This is a genomic window from Mesorhizobium erdmanii, from assembly GCF_013170725.1.
GTDB lineage: Bacteria > Pseudomonadota > Alphaproteobacteria > Rhizobiales > Rhizobiaceae > Mesorhizobium > Mesorhizobium erdmanii.
Map to the genome: position 1 here is coordinate 550513 of NZ_CP033361.1, position 16027 is coordinate 566539.

Consider the following 16027-nt stretch of genomic DNA (forward strand, 5'->3'; position numbering starts at 1 on the left):
CATGAGCAAGACAATCCGCCTGACTATGGCGCAGGCGCTGACCCGCTTCCTCAGCCGCCAGATGACCGAGATCCACGGTAAGAAAGTCCCGATCTTTGGCGGCGTCTGGGCGATCTTCGGCCATGGCAACGTCGCCGGCATCGGCGAGGCGCTCTACCAGGTGCGCGACGAATTGCCGACCTTCCGTGCCCACAACGAGCAGGCGATGGCGCATGCGGCGATCGCCTACGCCAAGGCCAATTTCCGCCACCGCTTCATGGCCGCGACCTCTTCGATCGGCCCCGGCGCGCTCAACATGGTGACGGCCGCCGCACTCGCGCATGTCAACCGCTTGCCGGTGCTGTTTTTACCGGGCGATGTCTTTGCCAACCGCATCCCGGATCCGGTTTTGCAGCAGGCCGAGGACTTTTCCGACGGCACGGCGACGGTCAATGACTGCTTCAGGCCGGTGTCGCGTTATTTCGACCGCATCACGCGGCCGGAGCAGATCATCCCGGCGCTCAATCGCGCCATGCAGGTGCTGACCGATCCCGCCGATTGCGGCCCGGTGACGTTGTCGCTCTGTCAGGACGTGCAGGCCGAGGCCTATGACTATCCCGAGAGCTTTTTCGCCGAACGCGTCTGGCACCAGCGCCGGACACGTCCCGATCGCAAGGAACTGGCGGCTGCCGTCGCGGCGCTCAAGGGCGCCAAGAAGCCGCTGATTATTGCGGGTGGTGGCGTACTGTATTCGCAGGCGTGGGAAGAACTGGCAGGGTTCGCGGACTGCCAAGGCATTCCGGTCTGCGAGACGCAAGGCGGCAAATCCTCGCTGCCGGACGATCATCCGCTCAACATGGCGGCGGTCGGCGTCACCGGCACTTCGGCCGCCAATCGGCTGGCCGAGGAAGCCGATGTCGTGCTTGCCATCGGCACGCGCCTGCAGGATTTCACCACCGGCTCGTGGGCGCTGTTCAAGAATTCCGGCAAGACCATCATAGGGCTCAACGTACAGCCATTCGATGCCGGCAAGCACAGGGCGCTGCCGCTGGTCGCCGATGCGGCCGAAGGGTTGACTGAACTCGGCGCGGCGCTGAACGGCTGGAAAGCGCCTTCCGCCTGGACCGCCAATGCCGCCAAGGGCAAGAAAGAATGGCAGGCCGAGGCGGCCAAGGTGACGGCCTCGACCAATGCGGCGTTCCCTTCCGACGCGCAGGTGATCGGCGCGGTGCAGCGGGCGATGGGCGCCAGTGTGACGCTGCTGAATGCCTCCGGCGGCCTCCCGGGCGAACTGCACAAGCTCTGGCAGGCGGGCGCGCCCGGTTCGTACCATGGCGAATACGGCTTCTCGACCATGGGTTACGAGATTGCCGGCGGGCTCGGCGCCAAGATGGCCAAACCAGACCAGGAGGTCGTCGTGATGATCGGCGATGGCTCCTATCTGATGATGAACTCCGAAATCGCCACCTCGGTGATGCTCGGTTTGAAGCTGACCATCGTGCTGCTCGACAACCGTGGCTATGGTTGCATCAACCGGCTGCAGATGGCGACCGGCGGCGCCAACTTCAACAATCTCCTGAAGGACGCGCGCCACGAGATCCTGCCCGACATCGACTTCGCGGCGCATGCGGCGAGCATGGGCGCGATCGCCGAGAAAGTGCCGTCGATCGCCGGGCTGGAAAGCGCGCTGCAGAAGGCGAAGACGAACGACCGCACAACTGTGCTGGTCATCGACACCGACCCGCTGGTCTCCACCGATGCCGGCGGCCATTGGTGGGATGTGGCGGTGCCGGAAGTCTCGGCGCGGCCGCAGGTCAACGCGGCGCGCAAGGCCTATGACGAGAAGCGTCAGATGCAGAGCGTTGGCGATTGATGCTAAGTTGGCGCTGCCCTCTCGCTTAGGACCCCCCACAAGGGGGAGGGTAAACACGAAACTGGAGTGACGACTTGAAAGCCAAACTGGGCATGTCCCCCATCGCATGGTGGAACGACGATCTTGCGGAACTGAGCGATGACGTGTCGCTGGAGGAGTGCCTGCGCCAGTCGCGTTCGGCCGGCTTCACCGGCATGGAGATGGGGCGGCGTTTCCCCAACGATCCCGCCGTCATGCTGCCGATTCTCAAGGCCGTCGACGTGACGCTGTGCGGCGGCTGGTTCTCGGGCACCCTGGTCGATGAGGAGATGAGCAAGAACAAGGATCGCATCCAGCCGATGATCGACCTGTTCAAGGCGGTGAACGCGCCTTGCATCGTCTATGGCGAAGTCGGCCGCTCGATCCAGGGCGATCGTTCGAAGCCGCTGGCCACCAAGCCGAAACTGTCCAGCGACGAGATGAAGGCCTATGGCCGGCGCCTGACCGAGTTCGGCGAATGGTGCGCCGAGCAAGGCATGCCGCTTTCCTACCATCACCATATGGCGGCGGTGGTCGAGACCGAGCCGGAGCTCGATGCCTTCATGCGCCATTCCGGTGAAGGCATTCCGCTGCTGCTCGATGCCGGGCATCTCGCCTTTGCCGGTGGCGACGTGCTGCGCGCCATCGACAACCATCACAAGCGCATCAGCCATGTCCATGTGAAGGATGTCCGCATGGCTGTGATCGACAAGCTCGATCGCACGAAACAGTCCTTCCTTGACGCCGTGGCGCTCGGCGCCTTCACCGTGCCGGGCGACGGCTCGCTGGATTTCGGCGCCATCGTGCAGCGCTTCGCCGACCATGGCTATGAGGGCTGGTTCGTGGTCGAGGCCGAGCAGGACCCGAAGAAGAACCCGCCGCTGAAGATGGCGCAGGTTGGCCACAAGGAATTGATGCGGGTGATGACGGCTGCCGGTTACACGGTGGAGACGCAGGGCTTCCCGAATGCCTGAAGGCTGGATTCGCCGCCACGCGCGGTCTATCTGAAGTCAGGTCTGCTGAACCCGGATGGCGCGATGAAAGACTATGAGCACCCCTTCTTCCGGCCGCTGTGGCGGCGGGTGACCGTTGTCGCCGTCTGCGTGATCTGGTCGGGGATCGAGTTCGCCACCGGCACGCCGTTCTGGGGTGTCATCGCGCTCGGCTTCGCCGGATATGCTGTGTGGCAGTTCTTCTACCTCTACAAGCCGGCCGAGCAGAACGAGGCGAGGCCTGACGAGACGAAGGAATGAAGGGACAGGTGGCGCAGCAGGGCATGCGGATCGAACATTCGACACATGGCGAATCGCATACGTCGGCGATTGGCCGCAACGCTCCTCGCTTCGTCATCCTAGGGCGGAGCAAGGAGCGCAGCGACGCGGCGCAGACCCTAGGATCCATGCCGTGCCCGGTGGGCGCCGCTATGGTGCAGAATTTTGTGCCGCTGCGCCTCGATTGATGGTCACGGAATGGATCCTAGGGTCTTCGCGACGGAGCTTCGCTCCTGCTTCGCCCTAGGATGACGAAGTTGGGAGGCTTCGGCCGACGCCGAAGGATTGCGATAGGAGAGACAAAAATGTCGAAACTGCTCGTCAAAGCCGACAAGGGCCATGGCCGCGTTGCCCACGTCACGCCGAAAAGCGCTGGCTGGACCTATGTCGGTTTCGACCTGCACCGGCTGAAGCCCGGCGAGACGGCATCCGGCAAGACTGGGGATCGCGAGGTCTGTCTCGTATTCGTCACCGGCAAGGGCAATGCGAAGGCCGGCGGCGAGGATCTTGGCCTGCTCGGCGAACGCATGTCGCCCTTCGAAGGCAAGCCGTGGTCGGTCTATGTGCCCGAGGAATCGGACTGGTCGGTGACGGCCGATACCGAACTGGAACTGGCCGTATGCTCGGCGCCCGGTCTCGGCGGCGGGCTGCCGGTTCGGGTGATCGGCCCCGACGATCTTGGCCAGGAAGTGCGCGGCAAGGGCACCAACACGCGCTATGTCACCAACATCCTGCCGGAAGGCAAGCCGGCCGACTCGCTGCTGGTGGTCGAGGTCATCACGCCGGGTGGCCACACATCGAGTTATCCGCCGCACAAGCATGACCAGGACAATCTGCCTGCCGAATCCTATCTCGAGGAGACCTATTACCATCGCCTGAACCCACCGCAGGGCTTTGCCTTCCAGCGCGTCTACACCGACGCTGACAAAAATGGACATCGCGCGCTCGACGAAGCCATGGCGATCGAGGATGGCGATGTCGTGCTGGTGCCCAAGGGCTATCACCCCTGCGCCGCCTGCCACGGCTACGACCTCTATTATCTCAATGTCATGGCCGGGCCGAAGCGGACGTGGAAATTCCACAATGCGCCCGAGCACGAATGGTTGATGAAGGCCTGACCGTTCCGGGATTCGGGCTGAATTTGTTGGTCCAGCTGGGAAAAATCGTCGGCTAAGGACCGACGGGGTCGATTTGCCATCGAAAACCCGCCAAGCTTCGTCAATCCGTCATGGAAATCACCTATGGCAGCGGAGCTTAGTGCATGTCGCCCAAAATTGTGCAGCGGTTTTGAGACAACGACATGCACAAAATGAAGACTTAAAGCGCGCCGCGGCGCGCTTTAACGAGGACTTCCCGATGCGTTACGCCATCTATTTCACTCCCAGGCAGGATGAACCGCTGGCGCGGATCGCCGCCAACTGGCTAGGCCGCGACCCGTTCGGCGCGCCGACAAAGCCGGTCGAGGCCGTGGCCGATCTGTCGCCGGCGGAAGTCGCGTTCCACACCGCTTCGGCGCGCCGCTATGGCTTCCATGCGACGCTCAAGGCCCCCTTCCGCCTCGCTGCCAACGAGACGGAGACCTCGCTGCGCGCCGCACTCGACCATTTTGCCGAGGCGACACCGGTGGTGACGATCCCGCGTCTTGTCGTCAGCCAGATCGACAGCTTCTTCGCGCTGGTGCCGGAGGGGCCGTTGCCGCCGCTCAACCGCTTCGCCGATGACGTCGTGCGCGATTTCGACCGGTTTCGCGCGCCGCTGACCGAAGCCGAGATCGAACGGCGCAGCCCGGATTCGCTGAAGCCGGCCGAGTTCCGCAACCTCTGCCAGTGGGGTTACCCCTATGTCTTCGAGACCTTCCGCTTCCATATGACGCTGTCGGGCCGGGCCGGGCCACAGGAAAGCCCTCGTCTGCGCGCAGCAATCGACAGCCTGTTCGCCGAAATGCTGCGGCAGCCGGTGCTGGTGGACGCGCTGACACTGTTCGTCGAAACCGAACCCGGCGCACCGTTCATGGTGCTTTCTCAGCACGCGCTGGGACGCCGCCCGGCCAGAAAAATCGCCTGACCACACCCCTGCCCGAAGAACCAAGGACTGCTTGAGATGACCGCCGAGACCGTTCTTTCCAACGCCCGAATCGTGCTTGCCGACGAGATCGTCGAGGGGTCGCTGGTGTTGCGTGACGGCTTCATCGCCGGCATCGATGCGGGCAGCAGCCGCACTGGCGAGGACATGGGTGGCGACTATGTCATCCCCGGCTTGGTCGAACTGCATACAGATCATCTGGAAGGTCACTATGCGCCACGGCCGAAGGTGCGCTGGAACCCCATCGCCGCCGTGCTTGCCCATGACGCGCAGGTCGCGACCGCTGGCATCACCACCGTGCTCGACGCCTTGCGCGTCGGCATGGACGAGGACGCCGACCTCACTTCCGCCGACATCCGCAAATTGGCCGACGCGATCGAGGACAGTGTCCGGCAGGATCGCCTGCGTGCCGATCACTTCCTGCATCTGCGCTGCGAGGTTTCGGCGCCGGACTGCCTGCAGGCCTTCGCCAATTTCGACGCGGACGAGCGGGTCAAGCTGGCATCGCTGATGGACCATGCGCCGGGCCAGCGCCAGTTCGTCAATCTCGAAACCTATGCCTATTATTACCAGCGCAAGCTGAAGCTGACCGACCGCGACTTCAAACTGTTCTGCGAGAAGCGGATGGCGGAATCGGCGCGCAATTCGGCGCCGAACCGCGCGGTGATATCAGCCGCCTGCCACGAGCGCGGCATCGTGCTGGCCAGCCATGACGACGCCACATCGGGCCATGTCGACGAGGCGATCGAGCAAGGCGTGCGCGTCGCCGAGTTTCCGACGACCGAGGAAGCGGCGCGGGCTTCGAAGGCCGCGGGCCTGGGCGTGCTGATGGGCGCGCCCAATGTCATGCGCGGCGCATCACATTCGGGCAATGTCTCGGCGCGCACGCTGGCCAGTGACGGGCTTCTCGACATCCTGTCCTCGGACTATATTCCCTTCAGCCTGATCCAGTCCGCCTTCTTCCTCGGCGATATGGTCGAAGGCATTTCGCTGCCTCAGGCGGTGGCCATGGTTTCGAAGAACCCGGCCGAAGCCGTCGGCCTCGACGACCGCGGCATCATCGAGCAGGGCCGCCGCGCCGACCTGGTGCGCGTGCGCGTCGACGACCATGTGCCGGTGGTGCGCACCGTCTGGCGGCAAGGGCGCCGGGTCGCGTGATGGTGTCGGCCTTGATCGAGCGTGAATTGTCCGCCGAAACGTTCCCGATCCGCCATGGCGTCTTCGTCGCCGTGGTGGGACCCAGCGGCGCCGGCAAGGACACGGTGATCGGCTACGCCCGCGCGCTGTTCGCCTACGAGAGCCGGCTGGAGTTCGTCCGTCGCGTCATCACCAGGCCGAGCGATGCCGCGAGCGAGGATCACGACACGCTGGCCGATGCCGCCTTCGTCGAGGCCGAGGCCGACGGCGCCTTCGCCATCTCCTGGGAAGCGCACGGCCTGCGCTATGGCCTGCCCGCCGATGTCGACTGGTCGGTCGCCAATGGCCATGTCGCCGTGGCGAACGTATCGCGCGCGATCATCCCCTCCTTGCGCGAGCGCTATGCCAATCTGGCCGTCGTCGAGATCACCGCCTCGCATGACGTGCTGGCCGAACGGCTGGCGATGCGCGGCCGCGAGTCGCGCGGCGAAGTGCTGGCGCGGCTGGCGCGCAGTGCCAACGTCACACTGTCCGGGCCCGGCGTCACCACGATCGACAATAGCGGCTCGCGCGAAGTGGCCGGCGAGCGCTTCGCCGAGTTGCTGCGCAAGGCAATGGCCTTCTCCGACATGTCGGGTCTCATCTAGCGCGTAGCTACGCGGAAGGTCGCCTTCTTCGCGAGGGGGTTCCGCCCGGGCTTCGTGGACGCCGATGCATCACTTGTTGAAGTTCGTGATAAACTGCTTGAACTGCTGCGTCGGTGGCCTGGCGAACATTTCCTTTGGTTCGCCCAGCGAATCCACCTCGCCCTTGTGAAGGAACATCACCTTGCTCGACACGTCGCGGGCAAACCCCATTTCATGCGTCACGACCAACATGGTGCGACCTTCTTCCGCGAGCGAGCGCATGACCCGCAGCACCTCGCCAACCAGTTCCGGATCAAGTGCGGAGGTCGGCTCGTCAAACAGCATCACCTTGGGATTCATCGCCAGGGCACGCGCTATCGCGGCGCGCTGCTGCTGGCCTCCGGACATGTGAGGCGGGTAATAGTTGCGGCGCTCCCAGATGCCGACGCGCTTTAGCAACTCCTCGGCCTGTTCCACGCATTCGGCGCGCGGCCGCTTCAACACATGCGTCGGCGCCGCGACAAGGTTCTCGAGCACCGTCATGTGCGACCAAAGATTGAAGCTCTGGAAAACCATGGCGAGGTTGGCGCGAATCCGCTCCACCTGGCGGATATCGGCCGGCACCTGGTTGCCGTTTGGTCCCGGTTTCATCTTGATGAGTTCGCCGTCGACACGTACTTCGCCCGAGTCGGGGGTCTCCAGGAGGTTGATACAACGCAGCATCGTGCTTTTACCGGAGCCCGACGAGCCAAGGATGGAAATGACGTCACCCTTGTGGGCCTCGAGCGAAATGCCCTTGAGCACCTCATGATCGCCGAAGCATTTGCGCAGGTCCTTGACGCTGATGGCCGGTGTCTCATCGGAGGACGGCGCCGCTTTCGCGGCAGCGGCAAGATTTGCCGGCATCACAACACCTCCGGAATGGGCTTGATTTGCTGGGACTGTTCGGGCGCGGGACGCAGATGCGGCGAAAGCCGGTACTCGACCCAGGCGAACAGCCGCGCGATCGACAGGTTGAGCAATAGATAGATGACGCCGGCGCAGGTCAGCACCTCGATCGGTCGGAACGTATCGTGCTGGATTTTTTGCGCCGTTCCCATCATCTCCATGATCGTCACCACGGAAGCGAGCGCGGTCGCCTTGGTCATCAGGATGATCTCGGTCGAATAGGCCGGCAGCGCCAGCCGCAACGCAATCGGCAGCGTGACGAGGCGGAAACGGGTGAAAGCCGACATGCCGAACGCCTTGGCCGCCTCGATCTGGCCGACCGGCACCGCCCGCAGCGCACCGCGGAAAATCTCGCTCTCATAGGCGGCCGTGTTCAGGGCCATGGCGACGATGGTGCAATACATCGGATCGCGCAGAATCGGCCACAGGACCGGGCTGTGGCGAACAAAATCGAACTGAGAGAGCCCGAAATAGATCAGATAGAGCTGCACCAGCAGCGGCGAGCCGCGAAAGACGAAGACATAGGCGCGGGTGACATATTCGCCGAGCCTATAGCCCGACGCCCGCAGCCAGGTCAGGCCGGTGGCAATGATGAGGCCGAAAGCGATGCCGAAGAACCAGATCTCAAGCGTCAGCGGCAGTGCCTTCAGCACGCTCCACATGGTTGAAAGGTAGAAGTTGTAATCCACTTCCACCTCTTATTTCGGACGCAGAAAGCTGCGTGAGGTGTAACGCTCGGCCTTGTCGAAGATCGGCGTCGAGATCGACGTCATCACGAGGTAGAGAATGCCGGCGACGGTGTAGAAAAGCAGCGAATGGTGTGTTGAACGCGCGGCTTTGTTGGCGGTCAGCATCAGCTCGGCAACGCCGGTGACCGAGATCAGCGCCGAATCCTTGATCGTCAGCTGCCACACATTGCCCAGCCCCGGCACCGCCAGACGCAACACCTGCGGCATGATCACCAGGCGAAAACGCAGCCAGGCCGACATGCCATAGGCGCGAGCCGCCTCCAGTTCGCCGCGATGGATAGCCAGGAACGATCCGCGGAAAACCTCGGCCTGATATGCGCCCGAAATGATGCCGACCGCGAGAACGCCGCCAAGGAAGCTCGGCATGTTCAAAATATCGGTCGACCCTATCGATCCGGTGGACCTCGCGACACCCGTCAGGATTTGCGTGCCGCCATAGTAGAAAAGATAGATTACCAGAAGTTCCGGCTCACCGCGGAACACGGTGGTGTAGCTCTCGCCGAGGAATCTCAGCCCGGCGCGATGCGAAAGCTTGGCCGCCGCCACCAGTGATCCCAGCAAGGCGCCGATGGCCATCGAGACCGTGGTCACCGCCAGGGTCCATCCGATGCCCCAGAGCAATTGCACGCCCCAGCCGGCAGCCAGGAGATCATAAGCCGTCGACAGCTGCTCCTGCAGATTGCTCAGAAACTCCAAGTACGCCTCCCTCCGGGCGTCGAGATGCGGGTGCTCACCTCAATGTAAAAACGGGAGCAGCCTTGGCTGCTCCCGTTGCGACATCACTTGGTGATGTCGATCTTGAACCATTGCATGCTGTACTTGGATACCGAGCCGTCATCGAGGGCTGCCTTGAGGGCCTTGTTGTAGATGTCCTGCAGGTCCTTGTCGGTCTTGCGGAAAGCAGCGCCGATACCCGGTCCCAGGATCGGGCCACCCTTGAACTGCGGTCCGACGAATTCCAGGTCCTTGGCATCGGGCTTGGCCAACGTGCCGAGGAAGTAGGTGGTGTCGGCAAAAGCCACGTCGATGCGGCCCGCCATCAGATCGAGGTCATGCTCGTCGGTGGTCTTGTATTCATGGACGTTGGCGACATCCTTGAGATATTTGTCGGCAAAAGTCGCCTCCGTGGTCGACACCTGCAAGCCGACATTTTTGCCGGTGAGTTCCTTGCGCAGCGTGTCGAGCGCTGCCTTGGATTCGGCATCGTCCTTCGAAAGATCGATCATCTTGCCGCTGTTGGACAGCTGCGCCAGCGGGCCATTCTTGTCTGCGAGGAAGGCCACCGGAGAAGAGGCGTAGGGGATCGAGAAGTCGATCGTCTTCATGCGCTCCTCTGTGATCGACATGCCATCCATCACAATGTCGAACTTGCCTGCTGTCAGGCCGGGGACAACGCCGTCCCAATCCTGCGCCACGATGTTGCATTCGAGCTTGGCGCGGGCGCAAACGTCATTGAGTATGTCTACTTCGAACCCGACGATCTTGCCGCTGGCATCCGTCTGGTTCCAGGGGGCATAGGAGCCCTCCATGGCCACGGTGACGGTTTTCCAGTCCTTGGCCATCGCCGGGGTCGAACAGGTCAGCGCCAGCGCGGCGAGTGCAATCCAACGTGATGATTTCACAATATCCCCCATTTTTCTATTCTTGTAGCATGTGATGTTAATTGCTTAGCCCAGCCCCAATTTTCCGACAAGGGCTGTTATCTGCCGCCCGCGCGCTTCAACGGTTTGTGAAGACCGCGTCGAAGTGCCGGGCCTGCCGGCGCCAACGGGGCCGTCACGCGCATCGTCAGGTCCGCGACGAACGCTTCGAGATCGCCGAGAGCAATGCCGAAGGTAGAAATAACCGGCCAAAAAGACCATGGTCGAGCAAGACAGCGCAGGAACCCTCAATGCAAACTCTGACACCCATCCTCTCGACAGTCACGGCGGCATTCCTGGCCTCGTTCGTCGAGGTCGTCGAAGCCTTCACCATCGTGCTTGCGGTCGGCGTGACGCGCAGCTGGGCCCCGGCGCTGACGGGTGCCGCCTTGGCGCTGGCAGTGTTGGCGGCGCTGGTGCTGGCATTCGGACCGTTGCTGGCGCTGGTGCCGATCACCACGCTGCAGTTCGTCGTCGGCGTGCTGCTGATCCTGTTCGGCATGCGCTGGCTGCGAAAGGCCATCCTGCGCAGCGTCGGCGTCATCGCCCTGCATGACGAGGAGGCGGCCTTTTTCGAGGAGACCGCCGTCTTGCGCCGGCAGGCCAAGGACCGCCGCGCCGACTACCTGGCCGGGCTGGCGTCGTTCAAGGCGGTGCTGCTAGAGGGCGTCGAGGTGGTGTTCATCGTGATTGCCGTTGGCTCGGCGCACGGGCAGACGCTCTATGCCAGCCTGGGCGCGCTGGCGGCCTTCATCCTGGTGATGCTTGTCGGCCTGGCGGTCCACCGGCCGCTGGCGCGCGTGCCGGAGAATGCGCTCAAGTTCGTGGTCGGGCTGATGCTGACCAGCTTCGGCATTTTCTGGACAGGCGAAGGCATCGGCGCCGACTGGCCGGGCGCCGATCTCGCCCTGCTCGCCATCTTCGCCATCGTCGCCCTGGCGTCCTTTGCCATGGTGCGCTGGCTGCGCAGCACGTATCCCGCGGCCGCCGGAGGGCTCGCCCGATGAACGCCCTTCGCCTTGTCGCCACGGAATTCTTCGGCATGTTCGTCGATGACGGCAATCTGGCGCTGCTGGCACTGGTGCTGGTGGCCGCCGTCACGGCGGCGGTGAAGCTGCTGGCCCTGCCGCCGCTACTCGGCGGCGCGCTGCTGCTTGTCGGCTGCCTCGCCATCCTGTTGCAAAGCGTTCGCCGCGCCGCACGCGCCACCAATCGGTAGTGCCTGCAAGCAAACTAGCTCAAGCGTCGTTTCGTCACCGGAACGATGCGCAAGGTCGAAACGCCGCTGGTCATGCCGGCGGTTTGAGCGAGGGCGTCAGCCCTTGAACGCGGGCAGTGTCAGGCCCTTGACGCCGACGTCGAGCGCGAACAGGCCGCCGGGGTTCTTCTGTCCGACAAAGTGGCTGGCCGGGCGCCTGAGTACGGCAGAGGTGACATAGAGGATGTCGAGATCCTTGCCGCCAAATTCGCAGCAGGTCGGCAGGTCGGTGGGCAGCAGCACGGTCTGCATCAGGCGGCCGCTTGGATCGTAGCGGCAGACCTTGCTGGTGACCGGTATGGTCACCCAGTAGCAGCCCTCGGCGTCCACCGTCGCACCATCGGCGAGACCGCCGGTGACGGTCATGTCGATGAAAGTGCGGCGGTTCTGGATATCGCCGCTGGCGGGATCGAAATCATAGGCCCAGACGGCCCCTGCATGGCTGTCGGAGAAATACATGGTCTTGGAATCCGGGCTCCAGGCGAGGCCGTTGGAGCAGCCGATGCCGTCGATCATCCTGTGCACGGAAAGGTCGGGATCGAGCCGGTAGAGCGCGCCGATGAATTCGATCGGCTCGCCCGGCACCTCGAACATCGAGCCCGACCAGAAGCGGCCCTGGCGGTCCGGCTTGCCGTCGTTGAAGCGGGTCTTCGGCATATGCGCTTCGGGATCGATGATCGCCTCGAACCTGCCGGTCTTAGGGTCGAAGAAATGGAAGCCGTTGGTCATGGTCAGCACCAGGCCGCCCTTCTCGCGCAGGCCGAGGCAGCCGAGATATTCCGGCGCTTCGAACACCTCGTCCTTGCCGGTCGCGGGATCGTAGCGGTGGATCAGTTTCTTCCAGATGTCGATCCACCAGAGCACGCCAGCTCGCGGGTCCCAGAGCGTGCCTTCGCCGAGTTCGGCCCTGGCATCGACGACACACGAAATTTCGACCATGGTCAGCCCTCTTTTCTGCGCAGCCTGCCGCCGAGCCCGGCGAAGGTTTCGCTGCCGATCGACACGGTCAGCAGGATGACGGAGCCATAAACGATGAGCAGCGCGCCGCTCGACAGGTTCAGCGCCGGCAAAAGACCGGTGAGAATGGTCAGCACCATGGCGCCGGCGACGGTGCCGAGATAATGGCCGCTGCCGCCGAGTATCGAAGCGCCGCCAATGGCGACCGCGGCGATCGAGGTGAACAGATAGGCGTCGCCCATGCCGAGATAGGCCTGGCCGGAATAGCCGGTCAAAAGCATGCCGGCGAAGGCGGCGGTGAGGCCCGAGACGACATAGGTCAGGATGGTGGTGCGCGCCGTCGGAACGCCGGAGAATTCGGCGACCGTGGCGCTGGTGCCTAGCGCATAGAGATGGCGGCCGAACGCCGCCTTGGAGAGCAGCAGCGTCGCCACCAGCGTCAGCGCCAGCCAGATCAGTGCGATGACCGGAAAGCCGCTGAGCCGACCGACCGAGAGAAACTGGATCAGGGCCGGCGCGGATGGCGTCGGCGAGCCGCCGGTCAGCACCAGGATCAGCCCTTGCAGGATGACATTGGTGGCCAACGTCATGATGATCGGCGGCACGCCGAATTGGGCGACGCCGACACCGTTGATAAGACCGATGAAGGCGCCGCCGGCAAGCAGCAGCGGCATGACCCAGACAAGCGGTAGATCCTGGCCGCCGCAAAGCAGCGCCATGACGATGGCGGCGGAATTGAGCACCCAGGGCACCGACAGGTCGATGCCGCCGCCGATGATGACGAAGGTCTGGCCGAGTGCGACAATGCCGACGAAGGCCGCCAGCACGACGGTCGAGCGCATATTGGAGACCGACAGGAAGCCCGGCGAGAACATCGCCGTCACCAGGAGCAGCACGACCATGCCAGCATAGGCGAGCACGATGAGCCGGTTGCGGGCGAGGAAGCCGCTCATTGGACACGGTTCCTTGCGGCTTTCTCGGCGACGGAACTGGCCAGCACCGACAGCAGCAGGATGACCCCGGAAGCGACCGGCTGCCAGTAGCTCGACACATGCAGGACGAAGACCAGATTGCCGATGAGGGTCAGCACGAAGGCGCCGATCAGCGTGCCGGCGAGATGGCCCCGGCCGCCGAACAGGCTGACGCCGCCGATGACCGCCGCCGCCACCGAGGGCAGGATATAGTCCTTGCCGACGGTCGGCGACCCGGCGCCGGTCTGCGTCACCAGGAACAGCGCCGCACCGGCCGCGAACAGGCCGGAGAGGCCGTAGGTGACGAGGTTGACCCTTGTGATCGAGACACCCGACAGGAAGGCCGATTTCTCGTTGGAACCGGTTGCCTGGATGGTGGTGCCTATCGAGGTCGCACGGAACCACCACCAGAACAGCACCAGCACCAGCAGCATCCAGACCGGGCTGGTGACACCGAACAGTTGTGCGGAGGCGAAGCCGACCCACCAGCCGGGAATGCTGCCGCCATCGGTCGGCAGGATGATCATGGCGACACCGTTGAGGATCGACCAGGTGGCGAGCGTCACCAGGAAGGGCTGCAGCTTCAGCAGCGAGATCAGCAAACCATTGAGTGCGCCGATGACAAAGCCAAGCGCCAGAATGATCAACGCCCAAAGTGCAGTGGTCGGTGGATCATCGGTGAAGCGCGTCGCCGCGATCACCGTGCCGAGGCTGATCATGCCGCCGATCGACAGGTCGATGCCGCCGCGTACCAGCACGATGGTCTGCCCGGTCGCCGCCAGCATCAGCGTCATCGCCGCCGCCGTGTCGAGGTTGAGTTCGTCAAGCGTGAAGACGCCGGATTGCAGGCTGCCATAGATGCCGATGATCAAGGCCAGCATCAGGCACGCGACGAGAAACGGCGCGCGGTCGAGCAGGCGACCGCGCCAATCGATGGCCACCTTGCTGGGTTTCATCTCGGCCGGCCCTTGCGCCATCTCCAACGGTCTCTCCGCAGCAGACATCACCATGCCTCAGGCCGCCCTTGTTTCAAGCATGGCGGCGCGCAAAATTCCCTCTTCGGAGATCAGATCCCCCTCCAGCGTCGCGGCAATGCGACCGTTGCGCATCACCATGACACGGTCGGCGACATGGACGAGCTCCGGCATGTCGCTGGAATGGAACAGAATCGCGTAGCCTTTCGCCGCGAGGTCGCGCATCAACTGGAAAATCTCGCCCTTGGTACCAACATCGACACCGCGTGTCGGATCGTAGAGCAGCAGCACGCGCGCTTCAGTCAAAAGCATCTTGCCGAAGATGACCTTCTGCTGGTTGCCACCCGACAAAGTGCCGGCAAGCTGTTCCGGCGTGCCCGCCTTGATGCGCAGAAAATCGACCATCTCCTTGACGAGGGCGGCTTCTTTTTGCCGGCTCAGCAAGCCGTTTTCGGTGAAGCGCTTGATGACCGAAAGCGTCAAATTCTCCCGCACGCTCTTGGTCAAGAGCAAGCCCTGCCCGCGCCGGTCCTCCGGCACCAGGGCAATGCCGTCCTTGCCGGTCAACGCCTGCCGCGGATTGCCGATCGAGGTGGGTTTGCCCCAGAGCTCAATAGTGCCATTGGCCCTGGTAGCGCCGAACAGCGCCTGGAAGAGTTCGCGCTGGCCGTGGCCTTGCAGGCCACCGACGCCGAGCACCTCGCCTTCGCGCAGCGCAAAGTCGACCCCGGAAAGGCGGCTGCCGCTCGAAAACTCCTTCACCCGCAGTGCGATGCGATCGGTCGCTGTCGCAACCCGTTCGGGATAGAGCCGATCAAGATGCCGGCCAATCATCTGGGTGACGATTTCATTGTCCGAGACGGCGTTGGCCTCATGCGCGGCGACGGTGGCGCCATTGCGAAAGATGGTCAGCCGGTCGGCGATGGCGCGCACCTCGGCCATACGATGCGAAATGAAGATGACCAGCCTGCCTTCGGCGGCCAGTTGCCGGGTGAGTTTCAGCAGCCATTCGGCTTCACGCGCCGGCAGCGCCGAGGTCGCCTCATCGAGGATCAGGATGCGCGGATCCTTGGCCAGGCCCTTGGCGATCTCGACGATCTGCCGTTCGGCAAGCGTCAGCCGGCGCAGTTCCTGGTCGGGGCGAAGGGCTGGAAAATCATATTTTTCGAGCAGCGCCAGCGTCTTGCGGCGCATTTCGCCGCGATTGACGGTGCCAAGCCACGTACGGGGCTCATGGCGGAACCAGATGTTCTGTTCGACGCTGAGATCGGGGATCAGCGACAGTTCCTGGAAGACTGCGGCGATGCCGCGCGCCTGCGCCGCATCCGGATTGGCCGGGCGATAGTCCTGGCCATCGACCAGGATCGAGCCGCCATCATGTCGCACGGCGCCCGACAGGATCTGGATGAAGGTGCTTTTGCCGGCGCCGTTCTCGCCAAGCAGGGCGTGCACCTCGCCGGCGCGGGCGCTGAATGTCGCCTCGCTCAGCGCGACGATGCCGCCATAGCGTTTGGACAAGCCTTTGACGGTCACAAGGTCCATGG

General features: G+C 63.6%; 18 protein-coding genes. 10 read left to right on the plus strand and 8 right to left on the minus strand.

Features of this window, described 5'->3' with window-relative positions; all coding sequences use genetic code 11:
- Position 1: 1 nt before the first annotated feature.
- The 8 genes from iolD to phnN all read left to right on the plus strand — a co-directional run bounded on the left by iolD (position 2) and on the right by phnN (position 7007).
- Entirely contained in the window at positions 2–1852 is a 1851-nt protein-coding gene (gene iolD, locus EB233_RS02485; protein ID WP_064990214.1) for a 3D-(3,5/4)-trihydroxycyclohexane-1,2-dione acylhydrolase (decyclizing), read from the plus strand.
- A 74-nt stretch (positions 1853–1926) separates the two neighbouring features.
- A complete protein-coding gene (iolE, locus tag EB233_RS02490) occupies positions 1927–2844 on the plus strand; it encodes a myo-inosose-2 dehydratase (protein ID WP_064990213.1) in 918 nt (305 codons plus the stop codon).
- 63 nt (positions 2845–2907) lie between these two features.
- The gene (locus tag EB233_RS02495) at positions 2908–3123 is read left to right on the plus strand and encodes a DUF3329 domain-containing protein (protein ID WP_064990212.1); all 216 of its coding nucleotides are present in this window, start codon (positions 2908–2910) and stop codon (positions 3121–3123) included.
- Entirely contained in the window at positions 3120–3329 is a 210-nt protein-coding gene (locus EB233_RS02500) for a hypothetical protein (RefSeq protein ID WP_155765368.1), read from the plus strand. Before EB233_RS02495 ends, EB233_RS02500 begins: the two co-directional genes overlap by 4 nt.
- A gap of 117 nt (positions 3330–3446) precedes the next feature.
- A complete protein-coding gene (gene iolB, locus EB233_RS02505) occupies positions 3447–4259 on the plus strand; it encodes a 5-deoxy-glucuronate isomerase (RefSeq protein ID WP_064990210.1) in 813 nt (270 codons plus the stop codon).
- 238 nt (positions 4260–4497) lie between these two features.
- Complete coding sequence (locus tag EB233_RS02510; protein ID WP_064990209.1) at positions 4498–5205, plus strand: DUF1045 domain-containing protein; 708 nt, start codon at positions 4498–4500, stop codon at positions 5203–5205.
- A gap of 36 nt (positions 5206–5241) precedes the next feature.
- Entirely contained in the window at positions 5242–6381 is a 1140-nt protein-coding gene (locus EB233_RS02515) for an alpha-D-ribose 1-methylphosphonate 5-triphosphate diphosphatase (protein ID WP_064990208.1), read from the plus strand.
- Positions 6378–7007, plus strand: a complete 630-nt coding sequence (gene phnN, locus EB233_RS02520) for a phosphonate metabolism protein/1,5-bisphosphokinase (PRPP-forming) PhnN (protein WP_171892199.1) — start codon at positions 6378–6380, stop codon at positions 7005–7007. Before EB233_RS02515 ends, phnN begins: the two co-directional genes overlap by 4 nt.
- 69 nt (positions 7008–7076) lie before the next feature.
- Here the strand turns inward: phnN and EB233_RS02525 are convergent, their stop codons facing one another.
- The 4 genes from EB233_RS02525 to EB233_RS02540 all read right to left on the minus strand — a co-directional run bounded on the left by EB233_RS02525 (position 7077) and on the right by EB233_RS02540 (position 10305).
- The gene (locus EB233_RS02525) at positions 7077–7892 is read right to left on the minus strand and encodes an ABC transporter ATP-binding protein (RefSeq protein ID WP_051355386.1); all 816 of its coding nucleotides are present in this window, start codon (positions 7890–7892) and stop codon (positions 7077–7079) included.
- Positions 7892–8623, minus strand: coding sequence for an ABC transporter permease (locus EB233_RS02530; RefSeq protein ID WP_064990702.1), 732 nt, complete (start codon positions 8621–8623; stop codon positions 7892–7894). The genes EB233_RS02525 and EB233_RS02530 overlap by 1 nt, the downstream gene beginning before the upstream one ends.
- A gap of 9 nt (positions 8624–8632) precedes the next feature.
- The gene (locus EB233_RS02535; RefSeq protein WP_244277706.1) at positions 8633–9379 is read right to left on the minus strand and encodes an ABC transporter permease; all 747 of its coding nucleotides are present in this window, start codon (positions 9377–9379) and stop codon (positions 8633–8635) included.
- Positions 9380–9462: 83 nt separating this feature from the next.
- The gene (locus tag EB233_RS02540) at positions 9463–10305 is read right to left on the minus strand and encodes a transporter substrate-binding domain-containing protein (protein WP_244277705.1); all 843 of its coding nucleotides are present in this window, start codon (positions 10303–10305) and stop codon (positions 9463–9465) included.
- A gap of 269 nt (positions 10306–10574) precedes the next feature.
- Between EB233_RS02540 and EB233_RS02545 the strand changes: the two genes are divergently transcribed.
- Both EB233_RS02545 and EB233_RS02550 read left to right on the plus strand, forming a co-directional pair.
- Positions 10575–11330 carry a COG4280 domain-containing protein gene (locus EB233_RS02545; RefSeq protein WP_064990205.1) on the plus strand — a complete coding sequence of 252 codons (756 nt, stop codon included), beginning with the start codon at positions 10575–10577 and terminating at the stop codon, positions 11328–11330.
- The gene (locus tag EB233_RS02550; RefSeq protein WP_027053742.1) at positions 11327–11542 is read left to right on the plus strand and encodes a hypothetical protein; all 216 of its coding nucleotides are present in this window, start codon (positions 11327–11329) and stop codon (positions 11540–11542) included. Before EB233_RS02545 ends, EB233_RS02550 begins: the two co-directional genes overlap by 4 nt.
- 96 nt (positions 11543–11638) lie before the next feature.
- Here EB233_RS02550 and EB233_RS02555 read toward each other — a convergent pair whose 3' ends face one another.
- Genes EB233_RS02555 through EB233_RS02570 form a run of 4 tightly spaced genes read right to left on the minus strand, consistent with a single transcriptional unit; the run spans position 11639 to position 16025 of the window.
- Positions 11639–12520, minus strand: a complete 882-nt coding sequence (locus tag EB233_RS02555; protein ID WP_064990204.1) for an SMP-30/gluconolactonase/LRE family protein — start codon at positions 12518–12520, stop codon at positions 11639–11641.
- A 2-nt stretch (positions 12521–12522) separates the two neighbouring features.
- The gene (locus EB233_RS02560) at positions 12523–13491 is read right to left on the minus strand and encodes an ABC transporter permease (RefSeq protein ID WP_064990203.1); all 969 of its coding nucleotides are present in this window, start codon (positions 13489–13491) and stop codon (positions 12523–12525) included.
- Positions 13488–14513 carry an ABC transporter permease gene (locus EB233_RS02565; protein WP_244277704.1) on the minus strand — a complete coding sequence of 342 codons (1026 nt, stop codon included), beginning with the start codon at positions 14511–14513 and terminating at the stop codon, positions 13488–13490. Before EB233_RS02565 ends, EB233_RS02560 begins: the two co-directional genes overlap by 4 nt.
- A 9-nt stretch (positions 14514–14522) precedes the next feature.
- Complete coding sequence (locus EB233_RS02570; protein ID WP_064990700.1) at positions 14523–16025, minus strand: sugar ABC transporter ATP-binding protein; 1503 nt, start codon at positions 16023–16025, stop codon at positions 14523–14525.
- Between the last annotated feature and the right edge of the window lie 2 nt (positions 16026–16027).

Coding starts and splice junctions, on each gene's coding strand:
- iolD (WP_064990214.1), top strand. CDS start 2: ATGAGCAAGACAATCCGCCTGACTATGGCGCAGGCGCTGACCCGCTTC.
- EB233_RS02495 (WP_064990212.1), top strand. CDS start 2,908: ATGAAAGACTATGAGCACCCCTTCTTCCGGCCGCTGTGGCGGCGGGTG.
- EB233_RS02500 (WP_155765368.1), top strand. CDS start 3,120: ATGAAGGGACAGGTGGCGCAGCAGGGCATGCGGATCGAACATTCGACA.
- iolB (WP_064990210.1), top strand. CDS start 3,447: ATGTCGAAACTGCTCGTCAAAGCCGACAAGGGCCATGGCCGCGTTGCC.
- EB233_RS02510 (WP_064990209.1), top strand. CDS start 4,498: ATGCGTTACGCCATCTATTTCACTCCCAGGCAGGATGAACCGCTGGCG.
- EB233_RS02515 (WP_064990208.1), top strand. CDS start 5,242: ATGACCGCCGAGACCGTTCTTTCCAACGCCCGAATCGTGCTTGCCGAC.
- EB233_RS02525 (WP_051355386.1), bottom strand. CDS start 7,892: ATGCCGGCAAATCTTGCCGCTGCCGCGAAAGCGGCGCCGTCCTCCGAT.
- EB233_RS02545 (WP_064990205.1), top strand. CDS start 10,575: ATGCAAACTCTGACACCCATCCTCTCGACAGTCACGGCGGCATTCCTG.
- EB233_RS02550 (WP_027053742.1), top strand. CDS start 11,327: ATGAACGCCCTTCGCCTTGTCGCCACGGAATTCTTCGGCATGTTCGTC.
- EB233_RS02555 (WP_064990204.1), bottom strand. CDS start 12,520: ATGGTCGAAATTTCGTGTGTCGTCGATGCCAGGGCCGAACTCGGCGAA.
- EB233_RS02560 (WP_064990203.1), bottom strand. CDS start 13,491: ATGAGCGGCTTCCTCGCCCGCAACCGGCTCATCGTGCTCGCCTATGCT.
- EB233_RS02565 (WP_244277704.1), bottom strand. CDS start 14,513: ATGTCTGCTGCGGAGAGACCGTTGGAGATGGCGCAAGGGCCGGCCGAG.
- EB233_RS02570 (WP_064990700.1), bottom strand. CDS start 16,025: ATGGACCTTGTGACCGTCAAAGGCTTGTCCAAACGCTATGGCGGCATC.